Origin of the sequence: Pseudomonas sp. 21615526, assembly GCF_013386245.1 — a bacterium.
Lineage (GTDB): Bacteria > Pseudomonadota > Gammaproteobacteria > Pseudomonadales > Pseudomonadaceae > Aquipseudomonas.
In genome coordinates, this window is the sequence record NZ_JACAOM010000025.1 from 20,449 (window position 1) to 38,753 (window position 18,305).

At 62.7% G+C, this 18,305-nt stretch carries 16 protein-coding genes; 5 read left to right on the plus strand and 11 right to left on the minus strand.

Features of this window, described 5'->3' with window-relative positions; genetic code table 11:
• Window positions 1-20: 20 nt before the first annotated feature.
• Window positions 21-1,370, minus strand: coding sequence for a pyoverdine-tailoring dipeptidase-like protein PvdM (pvdM, locus tag HX786_RS08760; RefSeq protein ID WP_177021074.1), 1,350 nt, complete (start codon window positions 1,368-1,370; stop codon window positions 21-23).
• A gap of 151 nt (window positions 1,371-1,521) precedes the next feature.
• On the opposite strand from pvdM, the gene HX786_RS08765 reads away from it, so the two are divergent.
• The gene (locus tag HX786_RS08765) at window positions 1,522-3,153 is read left to right on the plus strand and encodes a PvdJ/PvdD/PvdP-like protein (protein ID WP_177009568.1); all 1,632 of its coding nucleotides are present in this window, start codon (window positions 1,522-1,524) and stop codon (window positions 3,151-3,153) included.
• Window positions 3,154-3,197: 44 nt separating this feature from the next.
• On the opposite strand, the gene HX786_RS08770 is transcribed toward HX786_RS08765, so the two are convergent.
• From HX786_RS08770 to HX786_RS08780, 3 genes are read right to left on the minus strand one after another with little or no spacing between them, the layout of a single operon-like run.
• Window positions 3,198-4,607, minus strand: coding sequence for an efflux transporter outer membrane subunit (locus tag HX786_RS08770; protein WP_178911954.1), 1,410 nt, complete (start codon window positions 4,605-4,607; stop codon window positions 3,198-3,200).
• A 7-nt stretch (window positions 4,608-4,614) separates the two neighbouring features.
• A complete protein-coding gene (locus HX786_RS08775) occupies window positions 4,615-6,585 on the minus strand; it encodes a MacB family efflux pump subunit (protein WP_177022270.1) in 1,971 nt (656 codons plus the stop codon).
• Complete coding sequence (locus HX786_RS08780; protein WP_102369562.1) at window positions 6,586-7,758, minus strand: efflux RND transporter periplasmic adaptor subunit; 1,173 nt, start codon at window positions 7,756-7,758, stop codon at window positions 6,586-6,588.
• Between the two features lie 256 nt (window positions 7,759-8,014).
• Here HX786_RS08780 and HX786_RS08785 point away from each other — a divergent pair, with 256 nt between their 5' ends.
• From HX786_RS08785 to HX786_RS08800, 4 genes are all read left to right on the plus strand, one after another.
• Complete coding sequence (locus tag HX786_RS08785) at window positions 8,015-8,497, plus strand: sigma-70 family RNA polymerase sigma factor (protein ID WP_032899291.1); 483 nt, start codon at window positions 8,015-8,017, stop codon at window positions 8,495-8,497.
• A gap of 127 nt (window positions 8,498-8,624) precedes the next feature.
• Entirely contained in the window at window positions 8,625-9,962 is a 1,338-nt protein-coding gene (locus HX786_RS08790) for a lysine N(6)-hydroxylase/L-ornithine N(5)-oxygenase family protein (RefSeq protein WP_003208565.1), read from the plus strand.
• A 68-nt stretch (window positions 9,963-10,030) separates the two neighbouring features.
• Window positions 10,031-11,251: a putative DNA modification/repair radical SAM protein gene (locus HX786_RS08795; RefSeq protein ID WP_003208568.1), complete on the plus strand. Its 1,221-nt coding sequence runs from the start codon at window positions 10,031-10,033 to the stop codon at window positions 11,249-11,251.
• Window positions 11,248-12,081, plus strand: a complete 834-nt coding sequence (locus HX786_RS08800) for a TIGR03915 family putative DNA repair protein (protein ID WP_003208569.1) — start codon at window positions 11,248-11,250, stop codon at window positions 12,079-12,081. Before HX786_RS08795 ends, HX786_RS08800 begins: the two co-directional genes overlap by 4 nt.
• A 119-nt stretch (window positions 12,082-12,200) precedes the next feature.
• On the opposite strand, the gene HX786_RS08805 is transcribed toward HX786_RS08800, so the two are convergent.
• The 7 genes from HX786_RS08805 to ctlX form a co-directional block, all read right to left on the minus strand.
• Window positions 12,201-12,698 (minus strand): Lrp/AsnC family transcriptional regulator, encoded by a 498-nt coding sequence (locus HX786_RS08805; protein WP_003208571.1) that lies wholly within the window; start codon window positions 12,696-12,698, stop codon window positions 12,201-12,203.
• 12 nt (window positions 12,699-12,710) lie between these two features.
• Window positions 12,711-13,556 carry an ABC transporter ATP-binding protein gene (locus HX786_RS08810; RefSeq protein WP_256349626.1) on the minus strand — a complete coding sequence of 282 codons (846 nt, stop codon included), beginning with the start codon at window positions 13,554-13,556 and terminating at the stop codon, window positions 12,711-12,713.
• Between the two features lie 3 nt (window positions 13,557-13,559).
• Window positions 13,560-14,273, minus strand: coding sequence for an ABC transporter permease (locus HX786_RS08815; protein WP_008434490.1), 714 nt, complete (start codon window positions 14,271-14,273; stop codon window positions 13,560-13,562).
• Window positions 14,270-14,971 carry an ABC transporter permease gene (locus HX786_RS08820; protein ID WP_008434488.1) on the minus strand — a complete coding sequence of 234 codons (702 nt, stop codon included), beginning with the start codon at window positions 14,969-14,971 and terminating at the stop codon, window positions 14,270-14,272. Before HX786_RS08820 ends, HX786_RS08815 begins: the two co-directional genes overlap by 4 nt.
• A gap of 160 nt (window positions 14,972-15,131) precedes the next feature.
• The gene (locus HX786_RS08825) at window positions 15,132-15,911 is read right to left on the minus strand and encodes an ABC transporter substrate-binding protein (protein WP_003212870.1); all 780 of its coding nucleotides are present in this window, start codon (window positions 15,909-15,911) and stop codon (window positions 15,132-15,134) included.
• A gap of 389 nt (window positions 15,912-16,300) precedes the next feature.
• Complete coding sequence (locus HX786_RS08830; RefSeq protein WP_177036785.1) at window positions 16,301-17,347, minus strand: ornithine cyclodeaminase; 1,047 nt, start codon at window positions 17,345-17,347, stop codon at window positions 16,301-16,303.
• A gap of 11 nt (window positions 17,348-17,358) precedes the next feature.
• Entirely contained in the window at window positions 17,359-18,285 is a 927-nt protein-coding gene (gene ctlX, locus HX786_RS08835) for a citrulline utilization hydrolase CtlX (RefSeq protein ID WP_003212867.1), read from the minus strand.
• Window positions 18,286-18,305: the final 20 nt, after the last annotated feature.

The window sequence follows — 18,305 nt, forward strand, 5'->3', positions numbered from 1 at the left end:
CTTCATTCATTGGGGGTGGTTCAGCGATTGGCCAAGGGCTTGGCAGCTTTTTGTACCTGGTCCCAGACCCGCAGGAAGTTACCGCCCCACAGTTTGGCGATATCGGCTTCGGAGTAGCCGCGCTGGATCAGTTCGGCGGTGACATTGCGCACCTCGCCGACGTTCTCCCAGCCCTGGACGCCGCCGCCTTCGTTGAAGTCTGAAGCGATGCCGACGTGATCGATGCCGATCTTTCGCACGGTGTAGTCGATGGCGTCGCCCAGGTCCTTGAGCGTGGCCTTGGGTTCCTCGTCGAGAATCGCGTACAGCGCGCTGGCGTACTGGCCGAATTTTTGCTCGGACCAGGCCGAGATGATCGGATCGCCTGGCATCAGGGCCATGGCCAGGTTGGGTAGCGGGGGTAGATCAAAGCGTGCCCGCAGGGCGTTGAGCTTGTCTTGGGTGGGCTGGCTGAGCGGGCGCAGGTAAGCCGAGAAACCGACGACCTGGACCACGCCGCCGCTGTTTTTGATCAGTTGCATTTCCTTGTCGCTGAGGTTGCGCGGGATGTCCACCGAGGCGCGCGGTGCCGAGTGCGAGGCAACCATCGGCGTGCGACTCAGTTGGGCGACTTGCTCCAGGGCCTTGGTCGACATTTGCGAAACATCGATGATCACCCCCAGGTCATTGAGGCGCTGTACCGCTTGTTTGCCCATGTCCGAGAGACCGTCGAGGGCATCGGGCGAATCATTGAAAAACGGCAGTGGGCGTGACGAATCGGCCCAGGCGTTATTGCCAATGTAGCTGAAGCCGAACATACGCATGCCGCGTGCGGTCCACAGGTCCAGTTGGTTCAGGTCGTTGCCCAGCGGGTAGGCGTTGAGCATGCTGATAAACACCGCAAACTTGCCTTCGCCGTGCAGGCGCCGGAAGTCATCCGGCGTATAGGCAATGCCCACCTGATTGGGAAAATCGCGGACCATGCCGGTGATGATCTTGTAGCGGACTTCCTGTTGGTGACGGGCTTCTTCGACAAAACCTTCGGTGGGCTTGTGCGGGGCATTCGGACCGTTCCACATTTCCGGCCAGCCGAAAATCGTCAGTGCAGCACCGGACAGTCGGCCACGGCTGGCCTTGGCCAGGTCGAACTGGCCGGCACCGTCCTTGTCCGCCTCGTTGCCGGTGGCGCCGAAGTCGAGCATCACGGTGATGTGACTGTCGAACGACAGCAAGCGGTCCTGCAACTCATCGGCTTGCTTGATGACCTCCAGCGGGTAGCCGGCGTTGCCCTTGAACCAGTGATCCCAGACCAGGAAGCCCGCACCTGCGCCAATGGCCAGGACCAGCGGCAGGCCCAGGTACAGCGCCTTTTTCGAACGTGGTTTTGTCATTGCCATCTCAGTCAGTTGAGGCCTTTGCTATCAGGGAAGAACGAGTGATGGCTGCACAAATTTAGGCGGTGGCCACTGACGGTAAATTTCCCCCTGCCGGGAACGTTCTAGCTTGGATAAAGCCTGCTTGATGGCTGACACAGGTAAAGCAATGACGATTTCTCGACGAGGGTTCATCGCAGGCTTGGCGCTGACCGGCGCCGTGGTGCCCGCGGCCTATTACGCCCATCGTGAGTTGACGCGTGAAGAAGAGTCTCCGATCACGCCGGGGGAGGCCACGGTCGACCTTGCGGACACCGCTGGCCAGCAGTTGGCGAACAGCCTGAGGGGTGTCTGGAGCCTGCGGTTCAAGGGGCGGGATGCCGGGCTTGCGGGCTTGCCGCTCAGCGGGCTGGAGCTGCTGCTCGACGTCGCTCCACGTGGTCGTGGCCTGCGGGGCTATCTGGACACCGCCGAACAACTGCGCTCGGACGAAGAACCACGCTACCGGGTGATCGGTGACCTGGCGCCTGGCAATGGCGCTCGACTGTACGTGCGGTTGATCGACCGTGATGCGCCGGACGCCGCGCCGACCCATGAACTCATCATGATCCTTGATGAAGTGTGGGGCGAGTTCGGGAATGCCGGTGGTGGAACCCTCAGCGGGCAAATCCTGCGCCTGGATCGGCCATTGGCGTTGCTTGAGCTGGACAACCATTTTGTCGCCACCAAGCAGCTGTTTCCCGAGGCCCGGGAGCGTATCGGCCTGCATCCGACGTTGCTGGCCTGGTTGATTGCTCCCGAACATCGCCTGTTTCACCAGCTCTGGCACGCCTCCCGTGATCAGTGGCACAAACTCTCCGAAGAGAAGCGCAACGCCCTGCGCGGGATTGGCTGGCAACCCGGGCCACGGGACAAGGAGCGCGACGCCCGCGGCCCGCACAAGGACCGCAATGGCTCGGGTATCGATTTCTTTTTCATGCACCGGCACATGCTGGGCACTGCACGGTCCATGCAGGACTTGCCTTCATGGCCGTACTTTCCCCAGCCGCAGCCTGCACTTGAGCGTGACCGGCAGGGGTTTATCCGGTACTTCGACAACCAGGACGGCTTCGCACTGCCGCCGACCTGGATGGCCAGTGACGATGCCGAATACACCCAGTGGGTCAGCGATATCAAGGCGGCCGAGACCTACCACAGCAACTTCGAAGTCTGGGAGTCGCAGTACCGCGACCCGCGCTACCTGGCCAAGTTGACGCTGGGGCAGTTCGGTTCAGAAGTCGAGCTTGGCCTGCATGACTGGTTGCACATGCGCTGGGCGTCGGTGCCGCGGGACCCGTCCAACGGTGCGCCCGTACCGTTTGCCCGTGACCCTGCGGACTTCGCTGCGCGCTGGTACACGGCGCAGAACGACTTTCTCGGTGATCCGTTTTCATCCCATGTGAACCCGGTGTTCTGGCACTTTCATGGGTGGATTGATGATCGGGTCGAGGATTGGTTTCGGGCCCATGAGCGTTTTCATCCGGGTGAAGTGAGCCGGCTGGAGGTCAACGGCGTGCCGTGGTTTGCGCCGGGGCGTTGGGTGGAGGTGGATGACCCATGGTTGGGGCCGGACACCCACGGTTGCAGTACTGTGCCGGGTTTGCAGATGGGCAAGTCGATGGAGATGGACCCGGAAACCATGAAGCTGGCGCTGCGGATTACCTTCGGGGCGGATGAGGACAAGCTGGCCGAGCTGTTTCGCAAGGTGCCGAAGCGTCCCTGGTATGCGCGGCATTTGAAGGTCAAGGAACGGGTGCTCTAAAGGGCGCCGCTCAACGGTGGGAGCCGGGCAAGCCCGGCTTTCATTCAGTTGATCGTGCTTGCTGGCACCTGCCAGCCGCCCCCCAGCGCCTTATACAGCGCAATGCTTGCGTTCAGCCGTGATCGGCGCAATTGCACATTCAAATCCTGCGCCGCGTATAACGTACGCTGCGTCTCCAGCACCGTCAGCAGATCCTCCGCTCCGGCCTCGTATCGGCTCTGGGCAATCTCAAAGGCAGTCTGCGCCTCCCTCAGTTCCTCGCTCTGCCACTGACGCTGCGCATCCAGCCCGCGAATGCTGCTCAGGGCTTTTTCCACATCGGCAAAGCCATTGATGATCGCTCCCCGGTAAGTCTGCAGCAGCTCATCCTGACGCGCCCGGGCCTTGTCCCGCTCGGCGCTCAGGCGGCCATTGTTGAAGATCGGTGCGACCAGGCCGGAAGTGAGGTTGTAGAACGGGCTGCGTAATACGTCGCCGAGCTTATCGGCGCCCGAGCCAAGGTCGGCACTGAGGGTGAGGGTGGGCAACATGGCTGCCCGGGCGACGGTGACGTCTGCCTGGGCTGCTGCCAGCCGGGCCTCGGCACTGGCGATGTCGGGACGGCGACTGAGCAGTTGGCTGGGCACGCCGGCGGTGATGCTCGGCCAGTTCAATTGTGCAAAGGGTTGCGGGGCCAGGTGCAGGTCCTGCACCGGTGTGCCCAGCAGTGCCGCGAGGCTGATCAAGGCCTCGTCGGCCTGTTGCTGTGCCAGCGGCAGTTGGCGTTGTTGTGCGGCCACGAGGCTTTTTTGCTGGGCCAGTTCCAGGGCGGTGGCGGAGCCTGCATCGTGGCGAGTCTGCACCAGCTTCAACACGTTTTGGGCGTTGTCCAGGTTGAGTTGGGCGATACGCAGTTGCTCACGCAATGACAGCCACTGGGTATAGGTGGTCGCAACACCGCTGAGCAGGGTCAGTTCCACGGTGGCCTGGTCGAACTCGCTGGCGCGCACCTCTTCCACGGCGCTGTCCCGGGCGGCGCGCTTGCCACCCCAGAAATCAATTTCGTAAGTGGCGCTCAGGCGCGCATCGAAGTAATCCACGGCCTTGTTGCTGCTGGTAGCGTCCAGCTGGCTGTAGCCCTTGCCCCGCAGCAGCTTCTGGCGGTTTGCATTGAACGCGCCGGTCAGTTCAGGCAGCAACGGTGCGCCGGCTATCACTGCGCTGGCCTGGGCCTGGCGCACCCGGGCCATGGCGCTGGCCAGGTCGTAACTGCCGCTGCGGGCCTGTTCGATCAGTTGGTTGAGCTGGGGGCTGTCGAAACTTGTCCACCATTGCTGGTTGGCCCGCAGCGCCGTTGCGTCGTTTGCACTGTGCCAGGCGGGCGGTGTTTGCATGCCTGCGCCCGGACGCGGTGCGGGGCTGCTGCAGGCGGCCAGCAGCAGGCTGGCGGCGAGGAGGGTCAGGGACACTTTCATAGGGCGATCATTCACTGGTAAGGGCCTTGACCGGGTCAAGTCGAGCGGCTTTGCGGGCCGGCATGAAACCGAAGATAACGCCGGTGACCAGGGCGCAGAAGAAGGCCCCCACGGCGGCCGGAATCGAGAACGCGACGGCCACGTTGCTGAGGATCAGCACGCCGCCCACCAGCAGGGCCAGGCCGATGCCGGTGACGCCGCCGACCACCGAAAGCATCACCGCTTCGGTGAGGAACTGGCGCAGGATATCCCGCTGCCGCGCGCCGGTGGCCATGCGGATGCCGATCTCCCGCGTGCGTTCACGTACGGTCATCAGCATGATATTCATCACCCCGATACCTCCCACCAGCAGCGAAATCGCGGCAATCGAGCCGAGCATCAGCGACAAGGTATTCTGGGTGCGTGCCTCGGCCTGGATCATCGCGGCATTGTTGGTCAGTTCAAAGTCGTGCTTGCCGTTGTGCAGGCGCAGCAACAACTGATTGATAGCCTGTTCGGCGTCGTGCACGTTGCGCGCGTCGGCGGCGGCAATCACTACGTATTCGGGGTTATAGCTGCCGAACAAGCGCACGCTGGCGGCAGAGTAGGGGATGGCGATACGGTCGTCGCTGTCTTTGTCGCCGGAGCTGGCGCCTTTTTCGGCGAGCACACCGACCACCTGGAATGGAACGTTTTCGATCAGGATGTATTGCCCGATCGGGTCGGTCACATCCTTGAACAGCTTGTCGCGTACCCGTTTGCCGATCACTGCCACCGTGGCTCCGGCGCGCTCGTCGGCCTCGGTGAAGTAACTCCCCTCGACCACTGGCCAGTTGAAAATGGCCGGGAAATTGGTGTCATTGCCACCGACATACGCCATATGGTCGACGTTGCCAAAGCGCACCCCGGCCTCTGCGCCGTTCACCGGCATGATGCGCTTGACCTGAGGCAGGGCCGCCAGGGCGGCCACGTCGTTGAGGGTGATCACGCCGGGTGGTGTGCGCGGGTTGGGCGCCGACCCGCTGACGTAGAGGATATTGGAGCCGAAAGCGCCCATCTGCGCCATCACCTGGCGCTTGCTGCCTTCGCCCACCGCCAGCATCACCACCACCGACGCCACGCCGATGATGATCCCCAGCAGCGTCAGCGCCGTGCGAAAACGGTTGATCCACATCACCCGCCACGCGGCTTGCACGGCATCCAGCAGCTCGGCTTTCCAGGCGCCGTTGTGCTCGGCGCCATCGGCCAGGCGCTGGCGCAGGTCCACGGCTTGCAACGCGCCGGAGATGGCCACGGGGGGCGTCTCGCTGGTCTCGGCAGAGTCGCTGATGATCAGCCCGTCGCGGATCTCGATGATGCGATTGGCCCGCGCCGCGACTTCGCGGTCGTGGGTGATCAGGATGACCACGTGGCCCTGGCTGGCCAGTTCGTCCAGCAAGGTCATGACCTCGGCGCCGCTGTGGCTGTCGAGGGCGCCGGTGGGTTCGTCGGCGAGGATGATATGCCCGCCGTTCATCAACGCCCGGGCAATCGACACCCGCTGTTGCTGGCCGCCGGAAAGCTGGTGCGGGCGGTTGCCGGTGCGCTCGGCCAGGCCCAGGCGCGTGAGCAGGGCCTTGGCGCGGGCATGGCGTTCGGCGGCGCTGATACCGGCATAGATCGCCGGCATCTCGACGTTTTCCTGGGCCGAGCCGGATGGGATCAGGTGATAGCCCTGGAACACGAAACCGAAGGCCTCGCGGCGCAGCCAGGCGAGTTCGTCGCTGTCGAGCTGGGCGACGTTCTCTCCGGCGAACAGGTAGTCGCCCTCGGTGGGGCGGTCGAGGCAGCCGAGGATATTCATCAGCGTGGATTTGCCGGAGCCGGAGGCGCCGACAATCGCCACGAATTCCCCGGCATGGATCGCCAGGTCGATGCCGCGCAGCACATCAACCTGCGGCGTGTCGCCGCCGCCGTAGGATTTGCGGATGCCCTTGAGTTCGATCAGTGGGGTCGACATTCAACCTCCGCTGCCATCGGCCGGGCCGATCAGCAGGTGATCGCCTTCGTTCAGGCCTTCCAGCACCTGGACTCGCAGGCGGTCGCTGAGGCCCAGGCGGATTTCGCGTTGCTCGATGCTGCCGTTTTTCGCCACCACGCGGGCGATCTGTTTGTCGCCGCCGAGGCTGCCTTGCAGGGCGGCGACCGGCGCGGTCAGGGTGTCCCTGGCCTGGCCGGCGACGAAGAATACCTGGGCGGTCATTTCCGCCATCAAGGCGTTATCGGTGTTGTCGACGTCCAGCAGCACCGTGTAAAGCACCACTCGCCCGGTGCCGCTTTTGCTGGCGCTGCTCGGGCTGCCACCGCCCTGGCTGGTTTCGTTGAGCGGCTTGGGCGGGATCGGCAAAATCTGCCGTACGGTGCTGGTCCAGCGCCGGCTGCCGCCGCTCAGGGTGGTGAAGTAGGCCGTCATGCCGGGTTTGACATGGCCGATGTCGGCTTCCGAGACTTCGGCCCATACGGTCATCGGCGAAAGCTTGGCGATCCGCAGGATCAGCGGGGTTTGCTGCTGGGCGTTGAGTGTCTGGCCTTCCCGGGCGTCCACCGCGACCACGGTGCCGCTCATTGGCGCATAAATGCGCGTGTAGCCCAACTCTGCCTCGTCACTGCGCAGGCTGGCCTTGGCCTGGCGAATCTGCGCCAGGAACATGTCGACCCGCGCCTGGGTGGCGCTCAGTTCGGCCCTGGCAGTTTGCACGTCTTCTTCCCGGGTGGCGTTACCGGCTTCCAGGCGTTGCTGGCGCTGGTACTTCTGGCGGGCCAGTTCGTGCTGGGCCCGTTGCTCCTGCAACTGGGCCTCCAGGTTCTCGATGGCGTAGCGGCTGGCATCGAGCTTGGCTTTTTGCGTGGAGGGGTCGATCTCTACCAGCAATTGGCCTTCCTTGACCTGGGCACCGGCCTCGACATGAATCTTCTGGATCTGTCCGGACGCCTGGGCGCCCACGTCGACGTAGCGCCGGGGTTGCAGGGTGCCCAGGGCGGTGACGCTGCTTTCGATATCGCCCCGGGTCACGGTGACGGTCGCCAGCTTGTCCCGGCCCGGCGGCAGGACCTGCCAGGCAGCTAAAGCGATGACGGGGATCAGGCACGCGACCACAAGCAGGGCGCGTCGGGCAGGTCGAGGACGTTTCATGCACAGTTCCAGCCAGGAAAGATCGGCCCGCAGGAGCGGGAAGCTGACAGGTAGACGAGGAAATTGTCCGGGGATTTAGGCCGTTACATATGCCGTTACAGGTGTGTCAGGCAAAATAATTGGCCGGCGTTGCAAGTCTTGTTTAAAACTAGATGAGAATTACTATAAATTACACGCACCTCAAACTGCCATCATCGAATCGGCCGTTATCTTCGTACTCAAAGGACCTAATGCCGCCTACAGGCGGTCGGGAGTCATGTTGGAAAACTACTATCGCGAGCTGGTGTGTTTCCTCAACGCCAAGCTGGGCAACCGTCAGGTGGCCGAAGATGTGGTGCATGACGCTTATGTGCGGGTGCTGGGGCGTGCCAGTGAGGTCCCGATCGAGCAGCCCCGGGCGTTTCTCTATCGCACGGCGCTGAACCTGGTGATCGACGGTCATCGGCGCAACGCCCTGCGCCAGGATGAACCCCTGGAAGTACTCGACAGCGAGGAGCGTTTTTCGCTGTCTTCGCCCCATCACTGCCTGGACCACGGCCAGCGCCTGGAAATGCTTGAGCGCGCGCTGGCCGAGCTGCCGGCGCTCTGCCGTGACAGTTTCCTGTTGCGCAAGCTCGACGGCCTGTCCCACCTGCAAATCGCCGAGCGCCTGGGTATTTCCCGCGCGCTGGTGGAAAAACACATCGTCAATGCCATGAAGCATTGCCGGGCGCGCATGCGTGAGTGGGATGCGCACTGATTCCAGCGTTAGCTAAATTTTATTTCATTGTCCTCGTCTCCTATCAACACACGACCTGTTGCTGTGCCTTCAGGTCTCTGAGGCTTTCCCGCCCCACTGCCACGGGGCTTATCCAGAGGACACTGGAATGACACAGGCAATTGCATCGCCCGCCGTTCACGACCTGATCGGTATCGGGTTCGGCCCTTCGAACCTGGCGCTGGCCATCGCCCTGCAGGAACGCGAGAAAGCCCAGGGCAAACTGGACGTGCTGTTCCTCGACAAACAGGCCGACTACCGCTGGCACGGCAACACCCTGGTCACCCAGAGTGAATTGCAGATTTCCTTCCTCAAGGACCTGGTGACCCTGCGCAATCCCACCAGCCCTTATTCCTTCGTCAATTACCTGAAGGCCCACGGGCGCCTGGTGGATTTCATCAACCTGGGTACCTTCTATCCGTGCCGCATGGAGTACAACGACTACCTGCGCTGGGTCTCCGGGCAGTTCCAGGCGCAAAGCCGCTACGGCGAGGAAGTGCTGGCCATCGAGCCGATCCTGCATCAGCAGCAGGTAGAGGCGCTGCGGGTGATTTCCCGGGACGCCCAGGGTGAACAGCACGTGCGCACCACCCGCTCGGTGGTGGTCAGCGCCGGTGGTACGCCGCGTATTCCGGCGTCGTTCAAGGCGCTCAAGGATGACGGTCGGGTGTTCCATCACTCCCAGTACCTGGAACGCATGGCCCAGCAACCGTGTGTCGACGGCAAGCCGATGCGCATCGCGATCATCGGTGGTGGCCAGAGCGCAGCCGAGGCGTTTATCGACCTCAACGACAGCTTCCCGTCAGTGCAGGTCGACATGATCCTGCGCGGCTCGGCCCTCAAGCCTGCGGATGACAGCCCGTTCGTCAACGAAGTGTTCTCGCCGGAGTTCACCGACCTGGTGTTCCAGCAGAACGGCAGCGAGCGCGAGCGCCTGGTCAACGAATACCACAACACCAACTATTCGGTGGTGGACCTGGACCTGATCGAGCGCATCTACGGGATCTTCTACCGCCAGAAAGTTTCCGGCATTGCCCGTCACGCGTTCCGTACCCTGACCACCGTGGAAAAAGCCACGGCCGGGCCGCTGGGTGTGGAGTTGGCGCTGCGCAACAACGCCACCGGCGAAACCAGCCTCAACCATTACGATGCCGTCGTACTGGCCACCGGTTACGAGCGCCAGATGCATCGTCAGTTGCTCGCACCGTTGGCCGACTATATGGGCGACTTTGAAGTCAGCCGCGACTACCGCATCGTCACCGACGAGCGCTGCAAGGCCGGCATCTACATGCAGGGCTTCAGCCAGGCCAGCCATGGCCTGAGCGATACCTTGCTGTCGATCCTGCCGATCCGTGCCGACGAGATTGCTGCGTCGCTGTACGAACACGACCGCAGCCGCGGCAAGAGCCGTTCGGTGCAGGACGTGTTGCTGGCCACCGCCAGCTGACAGGCTGCACTTGAACCGCGGGGGCGGCTGCTGATACTGTACAAAAAACCAGTATCGGTAGAAGCCCCATGCAGTTGATCGAAAAACTCAGCATCCTCGCCGACGCCGCCAAGTACGACGCGTCCTGCGCCAGCAGCGGTGCGCCCAAGCGCAGCTCGGAAGGCAAGGCGGGGCTGGGTTCCACCGATGGCATGGGCATCTGCCACAGCTACACGCCCGACGGTCGCTGCGTGTCGTTGCTCAAGGTGCTGCTGACCAACTTCTGTCTCTACGACTGCCAATACTGCGTCAACCGCCGCTCCAGCGACGTGCCCCGTGCACGCTTCAGCCCGGAGGAGGTGGTGACCCTGACCCTCGACTTTTACCGGCGCAACTGCGTCAGCGGGCTGTTTCTCAGCTCCGGCATCATCCGTTCGGCCGACTACACCATGGAGCAGCTGGTGCGGGTCGCCAAACTCCTGCGCGAAGAGCATGACTTTCGCGGCTACATCCACCTCAAGACCATTCCCGAAGCCGACCCGGCACTGATTGCCGAGGCGGGGCGGTATGCCGATCGCCTCAGCGTGAATATCGAGTTGCCAACGGACAAGAGCCTGCAAACCCTGGCGCCCGAGAAGCAGATCGTCTCGATCAAGCAGGCCATGCAAACCATCTATACCGGTGAGCAGACGGTGCTCAACGAACCCCGCGCGCCGCGTTTCGCGCCGGCCGGGCAGAGCACGCAGATGATCGTCGGCGCCGATGACACCGACGACAGCACCATCCTCCACAGCGCCGAGGCGTTGTACGGCAATTTCAAACTGCGCCGGGTGTATTACTCGGCGTTCAGCCCGATCCCCAACAGCCCGAAAAGCGTGCCCCTGGCCGCGCCGCCGCTGATGCGCGAGCACCGCTTGTACCAGGCGGATTTCCTGTTGCGCAGCTACGGGTTCAGCGCCAATGAACTGTTTGAAGGGCCGGGCGACCTGGCCCTGGATATCGACCCCAAGCTGGCCTGGGCGCTGGAGCACCGCGAGGTGTTCCCGCTGGACTTGAACCGGGCCGAGCCGACGCTTATTGCGCGCATTCCCGGAATTGGCCTGCGCACCACCCAGCGGCTGGTGGACCTGCGTCGCCAGCGCAAGATCCGCTTCGAAGACCTGGCGCGCATGCGGTGTGTGCTGACCAAGGCCAAGCCGTTTTTCATCACCAGCGACTACCACCCGCAGCAAGCGGAAAGCACCAGCGTGCTGCTGCGCGAACAACTGCGCGACCGCCCGCAGCCGCAGCAAATGGGGCTGTGGGGATGATCAGCCTGGAATGCGACAACCTGTTCAGCACCTGGCGCGAGCAGGCGCGCTGGTTGCTCAGCCATCAGATCGACCCCAGCCACGTGAGTTGGGGCGTGGCCGAGGTGGCGGACCTGTTTGCCACCGACGAGCAGTACCCGGCCGAGTGCGGGCCGTTCCAGGCGCGGATTCCCAAGGCGCTGCTGGAGCTGCTGGAGTCTGCCGCGTGTTATCACGGTGAACAGCGCTGGAGCCTGTTGTATGAGGTGCTGTGGCGCGTCAGCCATGGGGACCGCACGGCGATGATGTCGGGGGACAAGCTGGGCAGCGAATTGCAGCGGCGGATCAAGCAGGTGCAGCGCGAGGCCCATCACCTGCATGCGTTTGTGCGGTTTATCGCATTGCCGGCAGAGGCGGGGCCGCAGTTGCCGGAGTACGTGGCGTGGCATGAGCCGGCCCACGACATCTTGAAGGTGGCCAGCCAGCATTTTGTCGGGCGCATGGGGCGTCATCGCTGGATGATCGCCACGCCCCTGGATGGGGTTTATTACGACGGGGAGCAGTTGATTCACCAGCGGCAATGCCCGGTGGAATGGCAGGCGTTGGCGCAGAATGTCGAGGATCCCCACAGTGCGATGTGGTTGACGTACTACAGCCATATCTTTAACCCGGCGCGGTTGAATCCGAAGGTGATGGAAGGGCATTTGCCGAGCCGGTTCTGGAAGAATCTGCCGGAGGGCAAGTTGATTCCGGGGCTGATCAGCGAGGCGCGCACGGGCAAGCAGCGGGATGGGCAGGCGAAGATGATTGGGGCGCGTCCAGGCAAGCGAATTTCAAGCGGGCACGGTTAAATGTGGGAGCGGGCTTGCTCGCGAATGCGGTGTGTCAGCAGCACATCCAGCGACTGATACACCGCATTCGCGAGCAAGCCCGCTCCCACATTTGATCTCTATTGCCTGTAGGGGCGGATTCAGGCCAGTTCGGTGGCGGTGTTTTTTACGACCGCCAGCTCGGGATGCGCCACCAATTTATCGATGTGCAATTCATCATTGTTCAGCCAGGTTTCCGTCAGCACGCGGTAGTGCTCCATGTCCCGGCAGCGCATGCGCAGGCTGTAGTCGAACGGCCCGCTGATTAACTGGCACTCGAACACTTGCGGGCAGGCTTTGACACATGCCTCGAACGCCTTCTGCGCCGAGCGCCCGCTCTGGTTGGAGAGGGCCACCAGCACCAGCAGTGACAGCCCCGGCGAGACCATCTGCACGTCGATGATCGCCCCATAACCCCGGATGACCCCGCGTCGTTCCAGCTTGCGTACCCGTTCCAGGCACGGCCTGGGCGTCAGGTGCACCAGCGACGAGAGTTTTTCGTAGGTGATGCGTCCCTGGTGCCGTAACACGTCGATGATGGCTTCATCGATGCGGTCCAGCACAGGTGAGGCGTTCGGTCCGGTGGCCTTGGTATCCATGGTGTGTGGTGTTCACTTCAATCGGTTGGAAAGAAATTGCTGCAAGCGTTCGCTGTTCGGCTGGTCGAGGATATCCGCTGCGCCTTGTTCCTCGACGCGGCCCTGATGCAGGAACAGCACTTGGCTGGACACCTGGCGGGCAAAGCCCATTTCGTGGGTGACCATGAGCATGGTACGACCTTCCTCCGCCAACGTCTGTATGACTTTGAGCACTTCTCCTACAAGTTCAGGGTCGAGGGCCGAAGTGGGTTCGTCGAACAGAATGATCTCCGGTTCCATCGCCAGGGCCCGGGCGATGGCCACGCGCTGTTGCTGGCCGCCGGAGAGGAATGCCGGGTATTGGTCCGCCACCCGGCCCGGCAGGCCGACCTTGTCGAGGTACAGGCGTGCGCGTTTTGCCGCCTCGGCGGCGCTCACCCCCAGCACCCGGCGCGGCGCCATGGTGATGTTTTCCAGCACGGTCATGTGGCTCCACAGGTTGAAGTGCTGGAACACCATGGCCAGGCGGGTGCGCAGGTTCTGCAATTGCGCCTGGTGCGGCGCGCGCGTGCCGGCGCGGCCTTGCTGCATTTCGATGCTGATGCCATCGAGGGTGATAACCCCGGCGTCCGGCTGTTCGAGGAAGTTGATGCATCGCAGCATCGTGCTCTTGCCGGAGCCGCTGGCGCCGATCAGGCTGATCACGTCGCCGTTGCGCGCGTTCAGTGAAACGCCCTTGAGCACCTCATGCTCGCCATAGCGTTTGTGCAGGCCTTCGACCTGGAGTTTGACGTTGGCGTTTTCGGCCACGGCGACCGGCTGGGTAGCGGGGCGTACATCGGTGGGATAAGCGGCCAGGGCCTGCGCGGACTGATTCATGGGTTAGCCTCGGGTAGGAACAAGAAAACGCATCCAGCGACGTTCGGCCAGTCGAAACAGGCCCACCAGTGCAAAGGACAGCAGCATGTACAACAGGGCAGCGATGCCGAAGGCCTGGAACGTCAGGAACGTCTCGGCGTTGGCGTCGCGGGCCACCTTGAGGATGTCGGCAATGGTGGCGGTGAACGCCAGGGACGTGGCGTGCAGCATCAGGATCATTTCATTGCTGTAGGCCGGCAGTGCGCGACGCAGTGCGGCGGGCACTACCACAAACAGGTTCAGGCGCCAGCCATGCAGGCCGTAGGCCTTGGCGGCTTCGATCTCGCCGTGGGGGATGTTGCGAATCGCCCCGGCAAAGATTTCCACGGTGTAGGCGCACGTGTTCAGTACAAACGCCAGCAGCGTGCAGTTCAGTGCATTGCGAAAAAACTGGTTGAGCAGGGCGTTGTCCTGCACCACGTCCAGGCCGTAGAGGCCGGTGTAGCAAATCAGCAACTGTATATACAGCGGCGTGCCGCGAAACAGGTAGGTGTAGACCTCCACTGGCCAGCGAATCCAGAAGTGTTCCGAGACCCGCGCGATCGCCAGCGGGATCGACAGAAAGAAGCCCAGCACCACCGAGATAATGAAGAGCCACAGGGTCATCGCCACCCCGGAAAAGCCGTTACCGTCGGTGAACAAGTAGGCCAGGCCGTATTGCTGGATCAGTTCGATCATCGCACCATCCCCTTGATGCCCACGTTGTAGCGCCGTTCCAGGCGTTTGAAGATGCGGTTGGAGAGGGTGGTGATCACCAGGTACACCAGGCCCGCGAGGATCAGGAAATACAGCGGGTCATTGGTGGTCTTGCCGGCGTTTTGTGCGGCCTTGACCAGGTCTGACAGGCCGATGATCGACACCAGCGCGGTGGACTTGAGCAGCACCAGCCAGTTGTTGCCCAGGCCCGGCAGGGCAAAGCGCATCAGTTGCGGGAACAGCACCAGGCGAAAGCGCTGCCAGCGGCTCAGGCCGTAGGCGGTGGCGGCTTCGAGTTGGCCGGCGGGCACGCTGAGAATCGCCCCGCGAAAGTTTTCGGTGAAATACGCACCGTAGATAAAACCGAGGGTGATGACACCGGCGGTGAACGGGTCGATTTCGAAGTAGGCCCAGCCGAGCATTTCACTCAGGTCGTTCAGCCACAGTTGCAGGCTGTAGAAAATCAGCAGGATCAGCACCAGGTCCGGCACGCTGCGAATCAGCGTGGTGTAGAGCGTGGCCGGAACCCGCAGCAGCTTGACGCTGGAGAGCTTGGCGGCGGCGGCGAGCAGTCCCAGAGACAGGCTCAGCAGCAGCGCCAGGAACGCCAGCTTGACCGTCATCCAGGCACCCTGGGCCAGCAGCGGGCCGAAGCCTTGCAAGTTGAGGAGTTCATTCATGGGAAGTATCTCGATGGAGCGCAGAGTTTTACGGTGGGAGCGAGCTTGTGTGGGAGCGGGCTTGCTCGCGAAGACAGAGTTTCAGTCAATACATGTGTGACTGACCCACCGCTTTCGCGAGCAAGCCCGCTCCCACACAAGCTCGCTCCCACAGGAGGCGTCACTCGTTGTAGATGTCCTGATCGCCGAAGTATTTCTTCTGGATCTGCGTGTAGGTGCCATCGGCCTGGACGGCGGCGATGCCTTTGTTGATCAGCTCCACCAGGTCCTTGTCGTTCTTGCGCAGGCCCATGGCGATGTCGAGCGGCAGGGTCGGGTCCTTGAAGGCCGGGCCGGTCTTGAAGTCGGCGCCTTCAGGTTTGGACAGGAAGTTGAGCTGGGCTTCAAGCTTGTCGGTCAGGGTGGCGTCGAGGCGACCGTTTTGCAGGTCGGCGTAGTTCTGTTCCTGGGACTGGTACGCCTTGATCTGCGCGCCAAGTTTTGCCAGGTGCGCACGGGCGTAGGCTTCCTGCAGCGAGCCTTGCAGCACGCCGACCTGTTTGCCTTTCAGGGATTCGGGGGTGTCGCCGAAGTCGGCGCTTTTGCGGGTGATCACCGAGGTCGGGCTGAGGAACAGCCGGTCGCTGAAGTCGATGACTTTCTGGCGGGCCGGGGTCACGGCCATGGAGGACATGATGGCGTCGAACTTGCGGGCGCGCAGGGCCGGGATCATGCCGTCGAATTCGTTGTGGACCCACACGCATTTGACTTCCAGCTTGGCGCAGATGGCGTTGCCCAGGTCGATGTCGAAACCTTGCAGGCTGCCGTCGGCGGCGACGGATTCAAACGGTGGGTATTCGGGGAAAACCCCAAAGCGGATTTCTTTCCATTCCTGAGCCTGGGCAGCGGTTGCGGCCAATGGCAGGAGCAGCGCAGCGAAAAGTGATCGGAGCGGAGTCATGTGTATTCCCTATATTTTGTAATTGATGTCAGGGCAGTAGAAAACGGGACGCTAAGGTCAAGAGGCTTTTTGTGGCGAGGGAGCTTGCTCCCGCTGGGCTGCGCAGCGGCCCCAAAATCCTGGGAGCGCTACGCACTCCAGCGGGAGCAAGCTCCCTCGCCACATTGGGCTGCCTCACCATTGGGTGCCTCGCCACATTGGGCTGTTTGTTGTCAGAGAGAATGCTTCAAGATGGTGCGTTTTTTGTGTCGTTTACCCCTGCCGCGGCGGGCGGAATGTGCTGTTAAAACGCGGGTCACAGCGGAAACGGCTGCGGCACCCGCTGAATCGGCTTGTTGACCGGGTTTTTCCGGCCTGCCTTTCACGCAAAGCGGCAGGCCAGAGCGGTCTCAGGCGCGCTTTTTCTGCTGTGCCACCGGTGCTTGGGTCAGGCGGGCAAACAGGTCCTTGGGGTCGGCAAGGTCCGGCACCAGTTCCAGTTCGCTGCCCACGTCCAGCGCCTTGGCCACGTCCAGTACGTAACGCAGGGCGGAGTAGTCTTCGATGGCAAAACCTACCGAGTCGAACAGGGTGACCTGGCGCGCGTTTTCGCGGCCTGGCGCCTGGCCGTTGATCACTTGCCACAGCTCGGTGACCGGCGAATCTTCCGGCATGTGCTGGATTTCGCCTTCGATGCGGCTTTGTGGCTCGTACTCGACAATCACGCGGGCCCGTTCGACGATTCGTCGGTCCAGTTCGGTCTTGCCGGGGCAGTCGCCACCGACGGCATTCAGGTGCATGCCCGGTTCGATCATCTCGTCCGTGAGGATGGTGGCGTAGGCCTTGTCGGCGGTGACGGTGGTGACGATGTCGGCGCCTTTCACGGCTTCGGCAACGCTGCCTGCCAGGATCACCTTGATCGCCGGGAAGGCTTTGAGGTTGGCGGCCAGTTTGGCGGTGGCCTTGGCGTCGATGTCGAACAGGCGGATTTCAGTGATGCCCAGCATCGCGTGGAAGGCCAGGGCCTGGAACTCACTCTGGGAGCCGTTGCCGATCAGCGCCATGCTGCGGCTGTTGTCCCGGGCCAGGTAGCGCGCCACCAGGGCCGAGGTGGCGGCCGTGCGGATCGCGGTGGTCAGGGTCATTTCCGCCAGCAGCACCGGTTTGCCGGTGTCCACATCACCCAGGGCGCCGAAGGCCATGACGGTGAGCATGCCGCTCTGAGTGTTTTTCGGGTGGCCGTTCACGTATTTGAAGGCGTACAGCGACGCGTCGGACACCGGCATCAGCTCGATCACGCCCTCGGGCGAGTGGTTGGCCAGGCGTGCGCATTTTTCAAAGTCCTGCCAGCGCAGGTAGTCGGCGCGGATGTACTCGGCCATCTCGGTAATGCAGGTTTGCAGGCCTTTTTGCGAAACCAGGTAGCTCAAGTCGTTGACGTCGATATAGCGGGTCATGGGAAGACTCCTTATTGAAATGAGGGGCGGGTGGGCAGATGCACTTCCGCCAACATGCAGCGGGCACTGCCGCCGCCGATGCGTTCGATGTTGTCGATGTTCACCACCACCGGCCGGGTGTGGCGCTCCACGTGCTGGCGCTGGGCGGGCTTGAGGGAGCCCCAGGCGCTGGCCGACATCACCAGCAGCGGCTGGCCGTCGCGGTCATGGACTTCGAGCATGTTGCCGGCGAAGGCTTCCAGCTGGTCGAAGTCCAGGGCGACGATGTCTTTGCCGGTGTCGCGCAGGGAGCGTTCAAGGGCCTGGCGCTCGTGGTCATCGGGCAGGGCTTGCAGGCACACCACGGAGAGGTCGCGGCCGACACTCATCATTACGTTGCTGTGGTAGATCGGCGCGTGGTGGCGGTCGACGGCGTGGAATACGCAGACCTGGTAGTCAAGGCGTTCGGCGAACTGGCGGAGGGCATCCTGATGGGTCCGCCCGGAATGGCAGGCGTAGCTGATGCGGTGCTGGCGGTCGAGGACCATGCTGCCGGTGCCTTCGAGGAACATGTTCTGTTGTTCGAGGTGGCTGAAGTCGATGGTGTTGTGGATCGCAAAGCGTTGCTCCAGCACTTGCAGCACGCCTTTGTCGCGTTCCAGTCGTCGGTTCCGGCCTTCCATCGGGTACAGCACCAGGCTGCCGTCGGCGTGGCTGCTCCACCAGTTGTTGGGGAAGATCGAATCCGGGGTATGGGGCGCGGGGGTGTCTTGTACCACCAGCACTTCCACGCCGTGATGGCGCAGGGTGTCGACGTAGCCGTCGAACTCTTCCAGCGCTTTCTGCTGTGCCGCCAACGGGTCGAGGGGCGCGCGCTGGAAGCGGTTGTTGATCGCGGTGTCCGGGTTGAAGGCGAAGTGCGCCGGGCGGATCATCAGGACAGTGTTGGTGGTTTGCATGGGGGCACGGGTCCATGGGT